Below are 20,180 nucleotides of genomic sequence, written 5' to 3' on the forward strand. Positions count from 1 at the left end.
TAAATAATAGTAAAAATTATAGTTAATCATTTAATAAATTATTAATATGTATCAAACTCGATACTAAACGGTCTATTTCTTGTTCAGTGTTATAGAAAGCTAACGAAGCTCGGCACATTGCTTTAACTTTATAATACTTCATTAATGGTATTGCACAATGATGACCTGTGCGAATAGCTATACCATATTGATCTAAAAAACTTCCAACATCATACGGATGATGTTCACCAAGATTAAATGAAATAATACCATTGTTATTAAACGGGCTATATAATTTAATATTTGGTATTAAAGATATTTTTTTATACGCATAATACATCAAAGCGGTTTCACGTTGATTAATTAAATCTAAACCTAATTTTTCTATATAATTTAAAGCAGCTCCTAATCCAACAATTCCAGCTATATTAGGTGTTCCTGCTTCAAAACGCCATGGAATAGTATTCCAAGTAGTGCTATTAGGCAATGCTACATTATTAATCATTGCACCTCCACCTTCCCATGGAGGCATATCATTTAGTAAACTTTTACGACCATATAATATACCAATTCCAGTTGGTCCATATATTTTATGTCCTGAAAACACATAAAAATCGCATCCGATATCCTGAACATCAACTCTATGATGCATAACAGCTTGAGCTCCATCTATAACTGTTATAATTCCAGAAGATTTAATGTGAGAGATAAAATTTTTTATTGGATTAGTTATACCTAAAACATTAGAAACATGAGTTATTGCTAATAAACGTGTATTTTTATCCATTATATTTGTAAGTTGTTTTAAACATAATTTACCTTCTTTAGTTAAAGGTAATACACGAATTTCTGCCCCTGTGCGGTTAGCTAAAAGCTGCCATGGAACTATATTAGAATGATGTTCCATTTCAGTAATAATTAAGTTATCATTTTTATTTATTATATTACTACCCCAACTATTAGCTATTAAATTTATACCTTCCGTAGTACCTTTAACAAATATAATTTCATCTTTTGAAGAAGCATTTAAAAAATGTGCAACCTGATTTCTAACATTTTCCATATGTATAGTTGCTTGTGCACTTAATGTATGAATACCTCTATGAACAGTTGCGTAATTATTTGTATAAAAATTTTTTTCAGCTTCAATTACTTTTAACGGTGTTTGAGAACTAGCTGCATTATCAAAATAAGCTAAGCAATGACCATTGATTTTTTGTTTTAGAATAGGAAAATCATTTCTAATTAGTTCAAAATTAAAATTTGTCACATATTTCCTCTATATAGTATTTTATCTATACGATTTAAAATAGCTTCAATTAATATATTATTTTTTAATACTTCGATTAGTTCTAAAGAAAATGCATTTACTAACATTCTTTGTGCATCAATTTCTTTTATTCCTCTTGATCTTAAATAATAAATTTGTTCATCATCAACACAGCCAATAGTTACTCCATGACTACATTTTACATCATCTGCATAAATTTCTAATTGAGGTTTAGTATTAACTTCAGCTTGTTCGCATAGTAATAAATTATTATTGATCATAGTTCCATCTGTTTTAATTGCATTAGAAGAAACTTTAATATGTCCATTAAATACTGCTCGACTTTTATCTAATACTATTGTTTTATGTTTTTGCCTACTTTTACAATGGCTATTATTATGTTCTAAATAAGTTCTAATATCAGTTAATTCCTTGTTTTTTGGTAATGATAAACTATTAACTGTAACTTTAGAATTCTTTCCATCTAATTTCGTACTAGTATTATGACGACATATATTTGATCCTGTTACAAATATATTACTAGAAACTTGTGAATTATAACCAACAATTATATCATTATGTGAAAAATGATAACTGTTAGTATCTTCGAATGCAAATTTAGTATGCTCTAAATTTGCATTATCAGCTACATGCAATGTTAAACGTGAACCAGTAAAATGTGAACCTGAATTTAAAGTTAAAAAATGTTCTATTACTTCAGCTTTAGTATTGTTTTCTACAATTAAATGATGACGATAATTAACAGTACTAATATTATTTTGCTGACTATCAGTTATATATTGCTGACCTTCAGTAATATGAAACAAATACAAAGGAACTAGGGGTGTTGTATTTTTTAAAACACGGATTATAGTAATTTCTTCAGCTAAACTTTCAGTTAAATGTAAAAAAAATTCTGGTTGAATTGGATTTGGTAACCTAATGTTTTCACCTTTAATTTTATTTTGTACTTCAAAGATATCTTTATCATAAGAACTTAATGATTGCATAAAATATCCATTTATAAAAATTAACCTACAGGCATTTAAATTTATTGATAGTTCATTAATTTTGTCTATGTCTAATACTATTTTATTAGGTAAAACAAAATTTTTTGATAACATTTTATCTAATGGAGTATATTTCCAATTTTCATTTTTAATAGTAGGCAAACCAATTTGTATTAATTGATCCCAATGTTTCTTAGATTGTTTTGAACGAATAACACCGTTTACAGTAAACAAACTACTATACCAATTATTTAAAATACTGTTGTAATTTTTTTTAGGTGAGCCAGCCATAACCGTGCTCCTCTAACTGTCTTACCAATGAAAAATCTCCAGATTTAACTATATTCCCTTGGTATAAAACATGTACTAAATCTGGTTTTATATAATTGAGAATACGCTGATAATGTGTAATAATAATAAAAGAACGAAATTTATTGCGTAAATTATTAACACCGTTTGATATAATTTTTAAAGCATCAATATCTAGTCCAGAATCAGTTTCATCTAAAATACACAAATCTGGCTCTAATAAAGACATTTGTAAAATATCATTTCTTTTTTTTTCTCCTCCAGAAAAACCTACATTTACATAACGTTTTAACAAATCTAAAGGCATATCTAAAAGGGTCATTTTATCTTTAATAAGATCTTGAAATTCAAACCGATCTAATTCTTTTTGTTTTCTATACTTACGTATTTCATTAACTGCTGTTTGGAGAAAAAATTGATTACTGACTCCAGGAATTTCTACTGGATATTGAAATGCCATGAATATTCCTTCACGAGCTCTTTCTTCAGGTTCTAATTTTAATAAATTTTTATTTTTAAAAACTATTAAGCCATTATTAACTATACATTCTTCTCGTCCAACTATAGTGGAAGAAAGAGTGCTTTTTCCCGATCCATTAGGACCCATGATAGCATGAATTTCTCCAGGTTTTATTTCAAGGTTCAGTCCATTTAAAATAGTTTTATTTTCAATACTTACATTTAATTCTTTTATCTTCAACATGATATCGTTGATTCCTTATCAAATTGCTTAACACTAACCTACACTATGTTCCAAACTAATAGATAGTAATTTTTGAGCTTCCACAGCAAATTCTAAAGGCAATTTAGAAAAAACATCTTTACAAAAACCATTAACTATCATCATAATAGCATTTTCTTCGCTTATGCCACGTTGTAAGAAATAAAACATTTGATCTTCACCTATCCGTGAGGTTTTAGCTTCATGTTCTAAATGTGCTGTATTAGTTGCATTTTCTATATACGGAAAAGTATGTGAACTACAATCACGTCCAATTAACATAGAATCACATTGTGTAAAATTTCGTGCATTTTTTGCATTAGGTAAAATTTTTACTAACCCCCTATAAGTATTTTTGCTTTTGCCAGCAGATATCCCTTTTGATATAATTGTAGATTTTGTATTCTTGCCAATATGAATCATTTTGGTACCACTATCAGCTTGTTGATACGCAGTAGTCAATGCTACTGAGTAAAATTTACCTACTGAATTATCTCCTTTTAAAATACAACTAGGATATTTCCAAGTAATAGAAGAACCGGTTTCAGACTGAGTCCAAGACATCTTACTATTTTTTCCTTCACATAATGCACGTTTAGTGACAAAATTTAGAATTCCTCCTTTTCCTTGATGACCTGGAAACCAATTTTGTACTGTAGAATATTTTACTTCAGCGTTATCATGAATAATAACTTCTACTACTGCTGCATGTAATTGATTAGATTTATGTATAGGTGCTGAACATCCTTCAATATAACTTACATAACTATCAGCTTCTGCTATTAAAATAGTTCTTTCGAACTGTCCTGTATTTGCTGCATTAATCCGAAAATATGTAGATAACTCCATAGGACAACGTATTCCTTTTGGAATATAAACAAAAGTACCATCTGATGCTACGGCAGAATTTAAAGATGCATAAAAATTATCATTTATTGGTACTACACTTCCTATATATTTTCTAACTAAATCTGGATGTTTATTAATAGCTTCATTAAATGAACAAAAAATAATTCCATATTTATTAAATAATTCATCTCTATATGTTGTTGCAACAGAAACTGAATCAAAAATAGCATCCATAGCAACTTGATTTCCTTCACGAATAGGTACACCTAATTTATTAAAAGTATTTTCTACTGCTTTAGTTAAATAATTTTTATTGTTTTTCTTTTCTGAATATTTTGATTTATCTTCAAAATTAGTATAATTTAGAGGAGTTTCACAATTATTACATGAAGGTGTAGAATAATAAATATAATTCTGGTAGTTAATTTTATTATAGTGTCCTTGTAACCAATGTGGTTCTTCCATCTTTAACCAAGTGTAAAAAGCTTCAAGACGAAAATCTAGCATCCATTTTGGTTCATTTCTTTTTTCAGAAATTTCATGCACTATATTTTCATTTATACCTTGCGTAATCACTTCTGTTTCTAGTTCTGTAAAAAAACCTTCTTTATAATTTATATTACTTTCCAAAAATGGAATATTTTTAGATGATTTTATATTTTGTGACATTTTCTTTACTCTATGCTAAAACTTTCACCACATCCACAAGAGTGTTGAGCTTTAGGGTTTTTAAATTTAAAATTTTGGTTTAATCCGTCATAAACATAATCTATTTCAGTACCATCAATAAAAGGCATAGCTTGAATAGGTACAAATAAATCAATACGTTCAAATGAAAACTTAAGACAATCAGCTGATGGTTTTTTTGTTAAATACATACTGTATTTAAATCCTGCACAACCAGATTTCTTTATATTTAAACATAACCATTTTATTTCAGGATTTTTGTTTATTAAAATAAATATTTGTTTTTCTGCGTTTTTTGTTAATTTAAATCCTTTCCAAATAAAATTATTGCGTGAAATATTGTCTATACTCATGATATTTACATTTATGCCTATAGTTTTAAATTTATCAAAATATTATTGGTTAGTATTTGATTTATTACAATATACATTAGTTATATTTTATTTATATGTTAATAAAATATAATATTCATTATGTACTCAATATCAATTAATATTTTTAATAAAATATTTAACTAAACTAAATTATTAATAACATAATAGGTTATTTCTGCTAATTTGAAACTATTGTCTGAAATTTATTTTAGATTTAATAATAAAAAATCAATATAACATGTTATTTAAATTAAAATATAAATATATTAAGTAAAATACAAAGATATGATATAAATAACAACTTGATATTATAATAATTTATACAAACTTTAGTACAAATAAATTTTAAAAAGATATGTTGTTAATGAATATTATTCATTCATAATTTAAAATTTGATTATTAAAATGGGAATTGAAATAAATAATTATAATATTTTTTAAGTAATTACAAAAAAAGTAGTAATGGAAGGTAAATAAAATTATGTTAAAACCAGCTAATAAATTTCATAAAAATATCCTATCTATAAGATGCTATATTTTATGATTATAAATTTTTTTAAACTTAACAAGTGATATTGTAAATTATTTATTAATAATTATTTCTAATGACTAAAAAATACATTTAAGATAAATTACTCAATTTTGCAATTTTTAACCAAGATTCTACAATATTATCAGGATTGAAAGATAAACTATCTATTCCTTGTTTAATTAACCAAATAGCAAAATTTGTATTATCTGAAATGCCTTGCCCACAAACACCTATATATTTGTTATGTTTTTTTGCTGCTTTAATAGCCATAGAAAACAGGATTTTTAATGAATCATCAAATTCATCAAATAAAGGAGCAAGTAAATCTGAATCACGATCTATTCCTAATGTTAATTGAGTCATATCATTAGACCCAATAGAAAACCCATCAAAATATTGTAAGAATTGCTCTGCTAATAAGGCATTAGAAGGTATTTCGCACATCATGTGTACTTTTAATCCATTATCACCACGATATAATCCTTGATTACCTAGTTCATAGATAATGTCTTGTGCTTGTTTTATAGTTCTTATAAAAGGAACCATTATTTCTATATTAATTAATCCTATTTCATTTCGTGCTCTTTTAATAGCTTCACATTCTAGAGCAAAACAATCACGAAAGCTATTATTTATATATCTTCCTGCTCCACGAAAACCTATCATAGGATTTTCTTCTTTAATTTCATATTTTATACCACCTATTAAATTAGCATATTCATTAGTTTTAAAATCGGAAAACCGTAATATTACTTTTTTAGGGAAAAAAGCAGAAGCTAATGTTGCAATACCTTCAGTTAAACGTGAAATATAAAATTCTACAGGATCATTAAATCCTTTTGTAAGGATATTAATTTGTTTTTTTATTTCTTCTGTTTGTTTATTAAATTCTAACAGAGCTTTTGGATGTATTCCTATCATACTATTTATAATAAATTCTATACGAGCAAGACCTATTCCTTTATTTGGTAATGATGAAAAATTAAAAGCTAAATCTGGATTACCTATATTCATCATAATATCTAAAGGTAATTTAGGCATATTATTAATTTTTGAACTATTGATAGTATATTTAAGTAATTTATTATATACATAACCAGTATCTCCTTCAGCACAAGACACTGTTACTTTAGATTCATTATTAAGGATTTCAGTTGCATTGCCACACCCTACTACTGCTGGAATACCCAATTCACGTGCAATAATTGCAGCATGACAGGTACGACCGCCTCTATTAGTAACAATAGCAGAAACTTTTTTCATAACTGGTTCCCAATCTGGTCCTGTTAAATCAGTTACTAAAACATCTCCTTGATCAATAAGATTTATATTATTAATATCTAATATAATTTTTACTTTTCCACATCCAATTTTATGTCCTATAGCTTTACCTTTAATTAAAATTTTACTTTTCTCTTCTAAAATATAGTGTTGCATAACATTATTATTTGCATATACTGTTTCTGGACGTGCTTGTAAAATAAATAATTTTCCTGTTATTCCATCTTTTGCCCATTCAATATCCATAGGATTTTTGTAATGTTTCTCAATTAATATTGCTTGGTGAGCTAATAATTGAATATCTTTATCATTCAAGCAAAAATTATTACGTTCAGATTCTGAAACAGATTTAATACATACTGATTGATTTTTTTCAGAGCTATTAGAATAAATCATTTTAACTTTTTTAGAACCCATATTTCGTCTTATTATTGATGATTTATTAGAAAGTAATGCTGGTTTATAAACGTAAAATTCATCTGGATTTACAGCTCCTTGAACTATCATTTCTCCTAATCCTAACGAAGCCGTAATAAACACTACTTTATCAAAACCAGATTCAGTATCAATGGTAAACATTACTCCAGAACATGCTAAATCAGAACGAACCATCTGTTGGATTCCAACTGACAAAGAAATATCTTTATGGTTATACCCTTTATGAATACGGTATGAAATTGCTCTTACATTAAATAAGGAAGCATATACTTTTTTAACTGCAATTAGTATCGAATTAATATTGTTTATATTTAAATATGTTTCTTGTTGTCCAGCAAAGGATGCATCTGCAAGATCTTCTGCAGTTGCTGAAGATCTTATTGCGAAAGAAACATTATTATTATTAATTGTTATCTCTTGATAAGCTTTATAAATTTCTGTTTCTAATTCTTGAGGAAGTGATTTATTTAGAATCCATTGTTGAATTTGTTTACTAACTTTATTTAAATTATCAATTTCATTAAGATTAGTTTTTTCTAAAAGATTATAAATATCATAATTCATTTTATCTTGGTTAAGAAACTGATTAAAAGCATAAGATGTAGTTACATATCCACTAGGAATGTTAATACCCAGTGGTGATAATTTATTTATCATTTCACCTATTGAGGCGTTCTTACCTCCAACTATTTTAATATCTTCAATGTTTATTTGATGATACCAAAGTATTAGTGGTTTATTTATTTTACTACGCATTTAGCTTATCCTTTTTTAGCCACAATAATTCTAATATTGAAGATAAAATATATAATTTAGAAATATACCTTAATAATACAAAATTAATAAAACATAATTACATTATTTTTAATTGTGATAAATATTCTTTATTTAAAGTAAGATATAAAAATATTGAAAAACATATTAATCATGATTAGTTGATAAAATTATTTTTTACCAATTAATATAGAATTTTTATTTACTTTATTTTTAATTTATATATCTATATATAAAATTATATAACTAAAAATTTCTTTACATATTCTTACATACATTCAAGTTACAAATTATATTTAAAGGTATTTTTTAAAGAGCAATAAATAAAAACATAACTATATTATGATATTATTATAAAATATAAAGTGTTAACTTTAATTGTTTAACAAACTCAATACAAACTCAACAATAGATATAAGTATAATATATTTTAAAAGATAATCATGTTTTGATATAACGAAATCAGAAAAGCCATAGATAAGGCTTTTCTGTAAATGTAGATATTAAATATTCTCTTTTAGGATAGTTTTTTCAACTCTATTTTTTAATTTTTGTCCTGGTCGAAACGTAACTACACGACGAGCAGTAATAGGAACATCTTCTCCAGTTTTAGGATTCCTACCTGGACGTTGTTTTTTATTACGCAAATCAAAATTACCAAATCCTGAAAGTTTTACTTGTTCTCCATTTTCTAAAGTACACCGAATTTCTTCAAAAAATATTTCTACTAATTCTTTTGAATCCCGTTTACTTAAATCGAGTTTTTCAAATAGATATTCTGACATTTCAGCTTTTGTAAGCGCCATAGATCTAATTCCTCAAGGTTACCTGGAATCGCTCTTTTAATGCTACAGTGTATTTATTTACTATCATAGCAATTTCTTCTTCTTTAAGTGTCCGTTTAGTATCTTGTAAAATTAAGCTAATTGTTATACTTTTATAACCTTTAGAAATACCTTTTCCACGGTATATATCTAATAAGTTTATCCCAACTAACTGATTTATGCTAATTTTTTTGCATAAATTAATTATATCTGCCACAGGAATATTTTCATCCACTATAACTGAAATATCTCTACGATTTGCAGGAAAATGTGAAATGTCTCTTACTTTGATAATAGATTTATGATCTATAATGTCATTGCAAATTAATTCAAAAACTAAAATTTCGTTTTTAATTTTTAATTTTTTTTGAATCATTGGATGAATTATACCAATAGATCCAATTTCTTTTTTATGGAAGTAAATACTGGCACTTTTTCCTGGATGTAGAGTTTCATTCAATTTTGGAGAGAAACTTATATCATTTATATTTTTAGATAATTCACATAAAGATTCTAAATCGCCTTTTAAATCATAAAAATCAACAAATTTACTCTTTTGATCCCAGTGATCTTCAAACATATTGCCACTTAATACTCCAGATAACATTAATTCTTGACGTATTCCAAAATCAGCGTCTTTATCTGGTATAAAACAATATCCAATTTCGAATAAACGTAATCTATTTTGTTGATAATTCTGATTATAATTTATTGTATTTATCAAACCAGTCCATAATGATAAACGCATAACTGACATATCTTTAGATATAGGATTTATAATTGGAACAGCATCATTATTTGGATGTAATATTTTTTGTGTTTTGGGGTTTACAAAACTATAAGTAATTACCTCTTGATATCCTTTATTGACCAAAAAATTTTTTATGCGTCTTAATGATAAAATATTATTGGAATTTGATTCAATTTTTAATTGAGTTTTAGCAGGTATCTTTGGAATTTTGTCATAACCAAATATACGTATTATTTCTTCGATTAAATCTTCTTCAACTAAAATATCAACTCGCCAATAAGGTATGATAACTTTCCAATTATTGTTTTTTTTGTATATATTAAAACCTAGTTTAGCAAGTATTTCGCTAACTTGATTATCACTAAATTTATAGCCAATTAAACTATCTAATTTTTTACGGTGTAAATTAATAATTAATTTTGGTTTAAATGATTTATTACCTGTTTGTTCAACAATTGGACCTGGTTTCACATTACAGAAAATATCTGTAAGTAATTTAGTGGCATATTCAAGTGCTTTATATTGCAATGTAAGATCAGAATCAATACCACGTTCATATCTATAAGACATATCACTATTTAAATTTGAAAAACGTATATTGTTAATTACAGATATTGGATTAAAATAAGCACATTCTAATAAAATATTTTTAGTCTTATTACTTACAATATAACGAGAATCGGCACATATACCTGCTATTGATATAACCTTACTTTTATCAGAAACAACTAATATTTTGTTGTTTAAATTTATTAATTTACCATTGTATGTTTTTAAAGCTTCGTTTTCTTTTGCTGTACGAACTATTATATATTCATCAATATAATCAAGATCAAAAGCAAATATTGGTTGTCCAATTTCCATTAAAATATAATTATTTATATCTATAACTACATTTATAGAAGATATGCCACAACGTCTCAATTTTTCTTTAATCCAAAAAGGAGTAGAAACATTTATATCAATATTTTTAATTATCCTAGATAAATAATGCGGACATGAATTTGATTCATTAATATAAATAGGTAAATTATCGTTTATTATTGGTGGAATTTTATTATTTATTAAATTTTTAAAAGGTAAATCATTTGTTGCTGCAACATCACGAGCTATACCCATAATACTTAAACAATCAGCTCTATTTGGAGTAATATTGGCGTCAATAATATTATCATATAATTTTAAATAATCGTAAATATCAAGTCCAATCATTACATCATTTGGTAATTCTATAATAAATTTATCTTCCTTATCTGATATTCCTAATTCAAAGAAAGAACAAATAATTCCTTGAGATATATGTTCCCGAAAATTTATTGGTTTAACTTCTTTTTGTCCCGGTAACATTGTTTTTATAGGAGCTACAACTACTTTTAAACCTAAACGACAGTTATAAGCATCGCAAATTATACTTAATATATTGCCATTTCCTATATTAACTTTAGTCAATTTAATATTATTACATCTTAATAATTCTTTACATTCAATAATTTCTCCACTTACTACACCATGAAAAAAATCTGCAACTAAACAAACATTATCTACTTCTATACCTAACATGGTAATTTGTTCACATAATTTTTTGGTATCAATGTCGGGATTAATCCATTCACGTAGCCATAATTCACTAAATTTCATTCATTATCCTACAATGATCTAAATTGTTTGAGGAAACGTAAATCGTTTTCAAAAAATGAGCGAATATCTTTTATTCCATAACGTAACATAGCTAAACGTTCTACTCCTAGTCCAAAAGCAAATCCAGAGTATATATCTGAATTAATATTCATATTATTCAATACATTAGGATGTACTAGTCCACATCCTAATACTTCTAACCATTTGTTTTTATTATTCATGATATCAAATTCTGCTGATGGTTCTGTAAATGGAAAGTATGATGGACGAAAACGAACTTTTATATCATCTCCAAAAAAATTATATAGAAAATCATACATAGTTTGCTTTAGGTTAGTAAAACTTATACCTATATCAATAATCAGACCTTCTACCTGATGAAACATTGGTGTATGTGATTGATCATAATCATTACGATATACTCGACCTGAAGATATTATACGAATTGGTAATTGTTGGTTTTTCATTACACGAATTTGTACTCCTGAAGTTTGAGTACGCAACAAGGTAAATTCATTTAACCAAAAAGTATCGTGGCTAGTCCGTGCTGGATGATGTTCCGGAATATTAAGTGCATCAAAATTGTGATAACTATCTTCTATTTCAAAACCATTAACTGTAGAAAAACCTAGAGAAGTAAAAAAATTTTCAATACAATCAATTGTTATAGTGATAGGATGTAGTCCACCATTTTCTAATCTTCTGCCTGGAAGTGATACATCTATTTGTTTTTGTAATAAATTCAAATTTAGCGTAACTGATTCTAATATTTTTTTACGAGCATGTATATAAGAAATTATTTTTTGTTGAGCTTTATTAAGCATTTTTCCTTCTTTAGAACGTTCCTCCTTAGGAATATAATTTAGCGAATTTATCATTTTTTTTATATATCCCTTTTTCCCAAGATATTTAATACGCACTAATTCTAGTGAATCAATATCTTGTGAATTATCTATAGTCATGATAGCTTCAGCTATCAGATCTGATAGTTTAGACATTTTTTTCTCTTTGATTTTTAAATTTGCTAATAATAAGATTAAAATAAATTAAATAACAGAAAAAAGATATATCCTCCAATAGAATCATTGGAGGTTTTTCATTAGTAGTTTATTTTATATTAAAATTTTTAATTATTATAAATAGTAATATATTTTGATGATCGGTAAAATATATTGTTTCTATTTTACATTAATTTATATTTGTAACAATTATTAAACACTTTATTAAAATTATATCGTTACTGCATTAACTTTTTCTATTAATTTAGAAAAAGCTACTTTATCTTGCACAGCTATTGCTGATAAAATTTTACGATCAATCTTAACAGCTGCTTTTTTTAGCATATTTATTAAATTACTATAAGATACGCCATATTGTCTTGCAGCAGCATTAATGCGTAAAATCCATAATCTACGAAACTGACGTTTACGTTGTCTGCGATCTCGATATGCATACTGACCGGCTCTTATAACAGCTTGAAAAGCAGCACGATATGTACGTGATCTCGCACCGTAGAAACCTTTAGCTTTTTTTAAAATTTTTTTATGACGTGAATGAGCAGTTACACCGTGTTTAACCCGAGTCATATAAGATCTCCTATTTTATAATTTATATTAAATATGAAGAATAATACTATACATAGGGTAAACATGTAGAAATTAAACTTAAATCTCCTTGAGAAACCATACTTTTAACACGAAGATGACGTTTTTGTTTAGTTGATTTCTTAGTTAAAATATGTCTTAAGTTAGCATGTTTATGTTTAAACCCTCCAGATGCAGTTTTTTTAAACCTTTTGGCTACACTTCTTATTGTTTTGATTTTTAACATCTTAACGCTGCCTAATTATTTTTAAATTTACTAATTTTATGGAAAAAATATAATAATTATAAATTAATGTTAATTAATTGCATTGTTATTAATAATTATTTTTTCCTAGGAACAAGCACCATAACGATTTGACGACCTTCAATCCTTACTGGAAAAGATTCCATTATCGCTATATCTGAATCTTCACATAGATCTTTTCTTATACGATTTAAAATTTCCATACCTATTTGTTGGTGAGCCATTTCACGACCACGAAAACGAAGAGTAACCTTTGTTTTATTGCCTTCTTCTAAAAAACGAATCAAATTTTTTAATTTTACTTGATAATCTCCTTCATCAGTTCCGGGACGAAATTTCACTTCTTTAATTTGAACAATTTTTTGTTTTTTCCTCTGTTCTTTAGAATATTTGCTTTTTTCATAAACAAATTTTCCATAATTCATAATACGGCAAACTGGTGGTTCAGCATTAGGACTAATCTCAACTAAATCTGCTCCTTGTTCTTCAGCTTTTCTTAATGCTTCTTGCAGACTAATAACACCAATCTGTTCACCATCAAATCCTGTTAAACGCACTTCAGGTGCATTAATTTCTTTATTAATACGATCTGAGCGAATCAACTGTGTTTTCTTTGAGCCTTTAATACCTTATCCCTCCAATTGTTTAACGCTTCTTGTATCAATTTCTTTCTTTAATTTTCTAATGAAAATATCAATATCTATTAATCCGAGATCTTGACCAAAACATGTACGCACAGATATCTTGTTTTGTTCAATTTCTTCATTTCCACATATTACTATGTAAGGAATACGATGTATTGTATGTTCACGAATTTTAAACGCTAATTTCTTGTTTCTTATATCAGATATAACTCGAAATCCTTCATTATATAACTTAGATGTTACATTTTCGACGAATTTTACATATTTATCAGTAATACTTGTTATCACAACCTGTATAGGTGCCAGCCAAGTAGGAAAAAAACCTGAATATTCCTCAATTAATATCCCTATAAAACGTTCTATTGATCCTAGAATAGCTCGATGAATCATTACAGGAAAGCGACGATTATTATTTTTATCTATATAAGTTGCATTAAGACGTTGAGGTAGAGAAAAGTCTAATTGAATTGTACCACATTGCCAAGCGCGATTAAGACAGTCAAATAAAGTGAATTCGATTTTAGGACCATAAAAAGCACCTTCACCATGTTTTATCAGAAATTTAATATCGTTTTCTTTTAAAACAGATTCTAAATTTTTTTCAGCATGATCCCAAATTTCATTTGCTCCTATGCGTTGTTGAGGTCTAGTAGCTAGATGAACAACTATTTTTTTAAAACCAAAAATATAATAAGTATCATAAACCATATTTATGCATTTATTAATCTCTTCCTTTAATTGTTCTTCTGTACAAAAAATATGAGCATCATCTTGAGTGAAATTACAAACACGCATTAACCCATGCAATGCACCTGAATGTTCATTTCTGTGACAACTACCAAATTCTGCCATACGCATTGGCAAATCACGATAAGATTTTACTCCTTGATTAAAAATCTGTAAGTGACCCGGGCAATTCATAGGCTTAATACAATATTCATTATTTTCAGAATTTACCATAAACATTAATTGTTTGTAGTTTTCCCAATGTCCCGTTTTTTCCCATATTTTACGATTCATAATTAGAGGACTTTTAACTTCTTCGTATTTATACTCTCTTAACTTACTAGAAATAAATATTGTTAGTTCATTAAAAATAACCCATCCATTATGATGCCAAAAAATCATACCAGGAGCTTCTTTTTGAATATGGTATAAATCGAGTTGTTTGCCAATTTTACGATGATCACGTTTAGCTGTTTCTGTTAATTTCTGGATATAATAAGATAATTGTTTTTTATTTGCCCAAGAAGTGCCATAAATTCTTTGCAACATTTTATTATTTTTATTTCCTTTCCAGTAAGCTCCTGAAACTTTTTGTAATTTGAAATAACGGCAAAAACTAATGTTAGGTACTTGTGGACCTTTACATATATCTATATAAGTTCCGTGTGTATATGTATTAATATATTTTTCATGATTTAAATATTCATCAAGAATTAATATTTTATATGTTTCATTTTTATTGGAAAATAAATTATGCGCTTCCTGGTAAGGAAATTTTTTACTCACTATTTTATAATTAGTATCAATTAGCTCATGCATGCGTTTTTCTATAAGATCTATATCTTTATGATTTAAATTATGATTAACATCAATATCATAATAAAAATCATTGCTAATTACTTTGCTAGTTGCCATCTTCGCTTCAGGCCATAACGTTTTTATAGCATAACCTAATAACTGTACACATGATTTACGAATGATCTCTAAACCTAAATCATCTTTTGTAGTAATAATATCTACTAATGCATCATGATTTATAAGATAAGAACAATCAACTAATTTAAGATTTACTTTACCTGCTATACAAAATTTTGCTAAGGTATTATCTATGCTTAAAGCAATATCCATAATACTAACTGTACTATCGTAATGACGTTTACTACCATCAGAAAAAGTAATTAAAGGCATTTTATATCCTTGATATCATAACTATATAAGTATATAAAAATTTGATGATAATTAAAACTTAAATGAAGTAAAACATACATTATATTTTACTTATAAATATCACAAAAATCCATTGTAAAACGTTTTATTTAAGGATTGTAATAATTAAACTATTCACTTATTTTAAATAATCATCAATATAATTTATTTTGTACTAAATATTAAAAATTTTTTATCTTTATATAGTTAACAATTTGTAATTTATATTAAACATTAACTATTAATTTAAATTACAAATAAAATTTAATAATATTCGGTTTTATATTATTGTAAGTAATATGTAAAATGTAACATGATAAGAAAACAAAGTGCTGCAAATTTTAAGCTAGTTGTTAGCTAAAATATCTTACTTGTAATTTTAATTATACACTTTAATAATTTTTTGTTTTAAATTTAAAATAATAATATTATGATTATTAATATAAAGAGAAAATATAATCAATCATTGTAAAATAAATTCAATATTTTATCAATCATCATTATATTATTAAGCTCAATTTATTGATTTAACAAATAATAAATTTTATAGTTTAAAATAATCATGATATTATTTTAATAACTATGTAAAAATATACCATTTATATTTAGGATAAGATGATTTAAATATCACAACGGAATCTTTCATGCATACTTTAGCAGTTTTTTTTGATATGGACGGAATTATTATAGATTCTGAACCACTATGGAGCCAAGCTCAAAATGAAGTTATATCTGAGTTAAATATAAAATTGCCTTATAATTATTCAAAACATCCAGATTCAGTAGGCTTACGTATAGATCAAACAGTAAATATGTGGTATAAACTATTACCACTAAACATTAACAAACCAAGTCAGCAAGATATCATGAATCTCATTATAACTCGTGCAATGGCGTTAATTAAATATAAAAAACCTTTATTTCCAGGAGTAGAGTCTGCACTAAAATTGTGTAAAGAATGTAATTTGAAAGTTGGACTTACTTCAGCTTCTCCTTTATGCATGTTGCAAATGGTATTGGAAATATTTAATTTGAATCATTATTTTGATGTAATCATATCTGGCGATTTTTTACCTTATAGTAAACCTCATCCACAAATTTATCTAGATGCAGCAATTAAACTTAATATTGATCCTCAGAAATGTATTGCTATAGAAGATTCCATTAATGGAATGATTGCCACTAAAGCAGCTCGCATGCATTCAATTGTAATTCCTGCTATTGAATATAAAAATGATCCTAGGTGGTGTTTATCAAATATAAAACTTGAAAATATTACACAGCTAACAATTTCACATTTAAATATTTAAGAATATAGAATAATAAATTGTTTTGTTAGAATTGCAACTAATGTTTTTTTACTTTAATTGCTAATTAAATTTTTTATTTATATTTTTACAATGAAATGTAACAATATTTTTAAAATTTAAGTATAAATCATGACAACTAATGGACATATTTTTTTTGCTGTAGCTTGTGCTATTTTTGCTAAGCGTTTTGAGCTGACTGAAATAATTAGACAATCAGATTGGTGGCATTTAATTCCTTCTGTTTTGATTACCTGTCTTATACCTGATATTGATCATCCTCATTCTTTAATTGGACAAAGATTACGTTGGATTTCTAAACCTATGTTTTTTACTTTTGGTCATAGAGGATTTACACACAGTTTATTAGCGTTAATAGTTTTATCAATTTTTAAAATTATTTTCTTAGATAATATCAAAATACCAGATGATGTATTTCAGGGTATGATAATTGGATACTGTAGTCATATTCTTGCTGATGTACTTACTCCTGCTGGAGTACCTTTATTTTGGCCATATCGTAAACGTTTTAGTCTACCTTTAATAAATATTAAAAAAAATAAAAAAATAGAGCAAAAAATATGTTTTACTTTAGTTGGTCTTTTAATATTATTTCCAGTTTTCATGCCTATGTTGCTTAAGTTTATTACACCATTAACTATTAATATTTTTTAATTTATACAATATAATTACGAGATAAATTTAATTATAATAATTATTTCAAGAATAAAAAGTTATAAACCTATAGCAGTTAATATTATATATTAACATGTCATTTTTAAAATCAATTTAGTCATACAATTACTATTTTAAAAAATGTTAAGGAAAAATTTAGATGTCATTACAAAATAAAATAATAAAAACTCTAGGTGTTAGATCAGCTATTAATACAAAAGAAGAAATTTGTAAAATCATTAATTTTTTAAAAAATTATTTATTACATCATAAAAAAATTAGATCATTAGTTCTTGGTATTAGCGGAGGACAAGATTCAACTCTTGCAGGCAAATTATGTCAATTAGCTATTTCTGAATTAAGAAATTATACAGGTAGAAATGACTATAAATTTATCGCTTTAAGGCTACCATATGGTAATCAAATTGATGAGCAAGATTGTCAAGATGCTTTGTCTTTTATACAGCCAGATAGTCATATATCAGTTAATATTAAAAATGCAGTATTAGCTAGTGAACAATCTTTAAAAGATGCTGGTATTTTTTTATCGGATTTTTTAAAAGGTAATGAAAAAGCAAGAGAAAGAATGAAAGTTCAGTATAGTATAGCAGGTATTAACAACGGAATTGTAGTTGGTACTGGTCATGCAGCAGAAGCGGTTACTGGTTTTTTTACTAAATATGGAGATTCTGGTACAGATATTAATCCATTGTTTCAATTAAATAAACGTCAGATCAAAAAAATATTGAAAAATATGCACTGTCCAAAACATCTATATTTAAAGAAACCTACAGCTGATTTAGAAGATAATTATCCATCTAAAGAAGATGAATTGGTTCTAGGAGTGAGCTATAATATGATAGACGATTATTTAGAAGGGAAACATATAGACATAAAATATACTGCTATTATAGAAAAACTATACTTAAAAACTAAGCATAAACGTCATTTACCTATTAATATTTTTGATGATTTCAAATCAATAATTGCTTAACTGAACCAAAATAATAAATTGAAATATTAGTTTTTAAAATAAAATTATAATAACTTAATTTTATTTAAAATATCTTATATGTGTAAAATATGATTTAGTTGTTATTTACTGATAAGCTTACATGCTTTTGCAAATCTTTCCATCCCAATATCAATTTCTTTTTTACTAATATTTAATGCTGGAGTGAACCGAATCACATTATTTCCAGCAACTAAAACCATTACTCCACATTCAGAAGCTAAAATATTAATTTTATTTGCTTGACCGGCCAATTTTTCATCTAAAACTGCACCAATAAGTAATCCTACTCCTCTTATTTCTTTAAATATATGTAAACCATTATTTATTTTGTTTAAATGTGAATTAATCCACATGTGACGTTCTTTTACACCATCAATAATTTTATCTTTTTTAATTAATTCTAATACTTCACTTGCTACTGCACCTGCTAATGGGTTTCCTCCATAAGTATTGCCATGAGTACCGACAGTCATCATTAATGCTAGTTCTTTTTTAGCTAACACTGCTCCTATTGGAAAACCACCACCTAAACCTTTAGCACTTGTTAAAATATCTGGTATTACTCCGTAATGCATGTATGCATATAGCAATCCTGTACGTCCTATTCCAGTTTGTACTTCATCAAAAATTAGTATAACACGATATTTATCACATAAATTTCTTAATTCTTTTAAAAAAGAAATATCTGCTGGAATAACACCACCTTCTCCTTGAATTGGTTCTATAATGACAGCACAAGTATTTTCATTTATTAATTTAGAAACAGAATTAATATCATTAAATAATGCGTGTTTAATTTTTTTGGGTAGTGGTCCAAAATGTTTTGAGTACTCAGATTTTCCTCCTGTAGCAACTGTAAATAAAGTGCGACCGTGAAAAGAATTTTTAAACGATAATATATTGTTTTTATGTTTGCCAAATTTATCTTTAGCCACTTTTCTAGCTAATTTTAATGCAGTTTCGTTTGCTTCTGCACCAGAATTACAAAAGAACACTCTGTCTGCAAAAGTTGAGTCAATTAGTTTTCTTGCTAATTTTAAAATTGGCTCATTTGTATAACCGTTACCAATATGCCATAAATTATCTAGTTGTTTTTCCAAAGCTTCTTTTAATAAAGGATGGGCATGACCTAGTACATTAACAGCAATTCCACCTGTAAAATCTATATAATCTTTACCATTTTGATCCCAAATAGTTGAACCTTCACCACGAATAGGGATAAATTTAGCAGGATTATAGACTGGTATCATCCATTTATCGAAATCTTTGCGTAAAAATTTCCTTAACATAACTATTTTCTCCACTATTTAATTGAAAAATAC

The 20,180-nt window shown here is 26.5% G+C and carries 17 protein-coding genes; 3 read left to right on the forward strand and 14 right to left on the reverse strand.

Annotated features, from left to right (window positions below):
- Nucleotides 1–22: 22 nt before the first annotated feature.
- The 13 genes from sufS to thrS form a co-directional block, all read right to left on the reverse strand.
- Nucleotides 23–1,249 carry a cysteine desulfurase SufS gene (gene sufS / locus FD726_RS00930; RefSeq protein WP_159989708.1) on the reverse strand — a complete coding sequence of 409 codons (1,227 nt, stop codon included), beginning with the start codon at nucleotides 1,247–1,249 and terminating at the stop codon, nucleotides 23–25.
- Nucleotides 1,246–2,550 (reverse strand): Fe-S cluster assembly protein SufD, encoded by a 1,305-nt coding sequence (sufD, locus tag FD726_RS00935; protein WP_159989709.1) that lies wholly within the window; start codon nucleotides 2,548–2,550, stop codon nucleotides 1,246–1,248. The genes sufS and sufD overlap by 4 nt, the downstream gene beginning before the upstream one ends.
- Nucleotides 2,534–3,271: a Fe-S cluster assembly ATPase SufC gene (gene sufC, locus FD726_RS00940; protein WP_159989710.1), complete on the reverse strand. Its 738-nt coding sequence runs from the start codon at nucleotides 3,269–3,271 to the stop codon at nucleotides 2,534–2,536. The genes sufD and sufC overlap by 17 nt, the downstream gene beginning before the upstream one ends.
- Before the next feature lie 33 nt (nucleotides 3,272–3,304).
- A complete protein-coding gene (gene sufB / locus FD726_RS00945; RefSeq protein WP_159989711.1) occupies nucleotides 3,305–4,807 on the reverse strand; it encodes a Fe-S cluster assembly protein SufB in 1,503 nt (500 codons plus the stop codon).
- Between the two features lie 5 nt (nucleotides 4,808–4,812).
- Nucleotides 4,813–5,178: an iron-sulfur cluster assembly accessory protein gene (locus tag FD726_RS00950; protein WP_159989712.1), complete on the reverse strand. Its 366-nt coding sequence runs from the start codon at nucleotides 5,176–5,178 to the stop codon at nucleotides 4,813–4,815.
- Between the two features lie 643 nt (nucleotides 5,179–5,821).
- The gene (ppsA, locus tag FD726_RS00955; RefSeq protein WP_159989713.1) at nucleotides 5,822–8,206 is read right to left on the reverse strand and encodes a phosphoenolpyruvate synthase; all 2,385 of its coding nucleotides are present in this window, start codon (nucleotides 8,204–8,206) and stop codon (nucleotides 5,822–5,824) included.
- Between the two features lie 521 nt (nucleotides 8,207–8,727).
- Entirely contained in the window at nucleotides 8,728–9,030 is a 303-nt protein-coding gene (ihfA, locus tag FD726_RS00960; RefSeq protein WP_159989714.1) for an integration host factor subunit alpha, read from the reverse strand.
- A 4-nt stretch (nucleotides 9,031–9,034) separates the two neighbouring features.
- Nucleotides 9,035–11,437: a phenylalanine--tRNA ligase subunit beta gene (pheT, locus tag FD726_RS00965; RefSeq protein ID WP_159989715.1), complete on the reverse strand. Its 2,403-nt coding sequence runs from the start codon at nucleotides 11,435–11,437 to the stop codon at nucleotides 9,035–9,037.
- Between the two features lie 8 nt (nucleotides 11,438–11,445).
- Entirely contained in the window at nucleotides 11,446–12,435 is a 990-nt protein-coding gene (pheS, locus tag FD726_RS00970; RefSeq protein ID WP_159989716.1) for a phenylalanine--tRNA ligase subunit alpha, read from the reverse strand.
- A gap of 231 nt (nucleotides 12,436–12,666) precedes the next feature.
- On the reverse strand, nucleotides 12,667–13,023 hold the full coding sequence (rplT, locus tag FD726_RS00975) for a 50S ribosomal protein L20 (protein WP_159989717.1): 357 nt from the start codon (nucleotides 13,021–13,023) through the stop codon (nucleotides 12,667–12,669).
- Nucleotides 13,024–13,069: 46 nt separating this feature from the next.
- A complete protein-coding gene (gene rpmI / locus FD726_RS00980; protein WP_159989718.1) occupies nucleotides 13,070–13,267 on the reverse strand; it encodes a 50S ribosomal protein L35 in 198 nt (65 codons plus the stop codon).
- A gap of 95 nt (nucleotides 13,268–13,362) precedes the next feature.
- Entirely contained in the window at nucleotides 13,363–13,911 is a 549-nt protein-coding gene (infC, locus tag FD726_RS00985) for a translation initiation factor IF-3 (protein ID WP_159989821.1), read from the reverse strand.
- A 3-nt stretch (nucleotides 13,912–13,914) separates the two neighbouring features.
- Nucleotides 13,915–15,843, reverse strand: a complete 1,929-nt coding sequence (gene thrS, locus FD726_RS00990; RefSeq protein WP_159989719.1) for a threonine--tRNA ligase — start codon at nucleotides 15,841–15,843, stop codon at nucleotides 13,915–13,917.
- 662 nt (nucleotides 15,844–16,505) lie between these two features.
- Here thrS and hxpB point away from each other — a divergent pair.
- The 3 genes from hxpB (at nucleotide 16,506) to nadE (ending at nucleotide 18,837) form a co-directional block, all read left to right on the forward strand.
- Nucleotides 16,506–17,171, forward strand: a complete 666-nt coding sequence (gene hxpB, locus FD726_RS00995) for a hexitol phosphatase HxpB (protein WP_159989720.1) — start codon at nucleotides 16,506–16,508, stop codon at nucleotides 17,169–17,171.
- 129 nt (nucleotides 17,172–17,300) lie between these two features.
- Nucleotides 17,301–17,843 (forward strand): metal-dependent hydrolase, encoded by a 543-nt coding sequence (locus tag FD726_RS01000; protein WP_159989721.1) that lies wholly within the window; start codon nucleotides 17,301–17,303, stop codon nucleotides 17,841–17,843.
- Nucleotides 17,844–18,003: 160 nt separating this feature from the next.
- A complete protein-coding gene (nadE, locus tag FD726_RS01005) occupies nucleotides 18,004–18,837 on the forward strand; it encodes an ammonia-dependent NAD(+) synthetase (RefSeq protein WP_159989722.1) in 834 nt (277 codons plus the stop codon).
- A 101-nt stretch (nucleotides 18,838–18,938) separates the two neighbouring features.
- On the opposite strand, the gene FD726_RS01010 is transcribed toward nadE, so the two are convergent.
- The gene (locus FD726_RS01010) at nucleotides 18,939–20,147 is read right to left on the reverse strand and encodes a bifunctional succinylornithine transaminase/acetylornithine transaminase (protein WP_159989723.1); all 1,209 of its coding nucleotides are present in this window, start codon (nucleotides 20,145–20,147) and stop codon (nucleotides 18,939–18,941) included.
- Nucleotides 20,148–20,180: the final 33 nt, after the last annotated feature.

It is taken from the genome of Pantoea sp. SoEX, from assembly GCF_009829945.1.
Classification (GTDB): domain Bacteria; phylum Pseudomonadota; class Gammaproteobacteria; order Enterobacterales; family Enterobacteriaceae; genus Pantoea_C.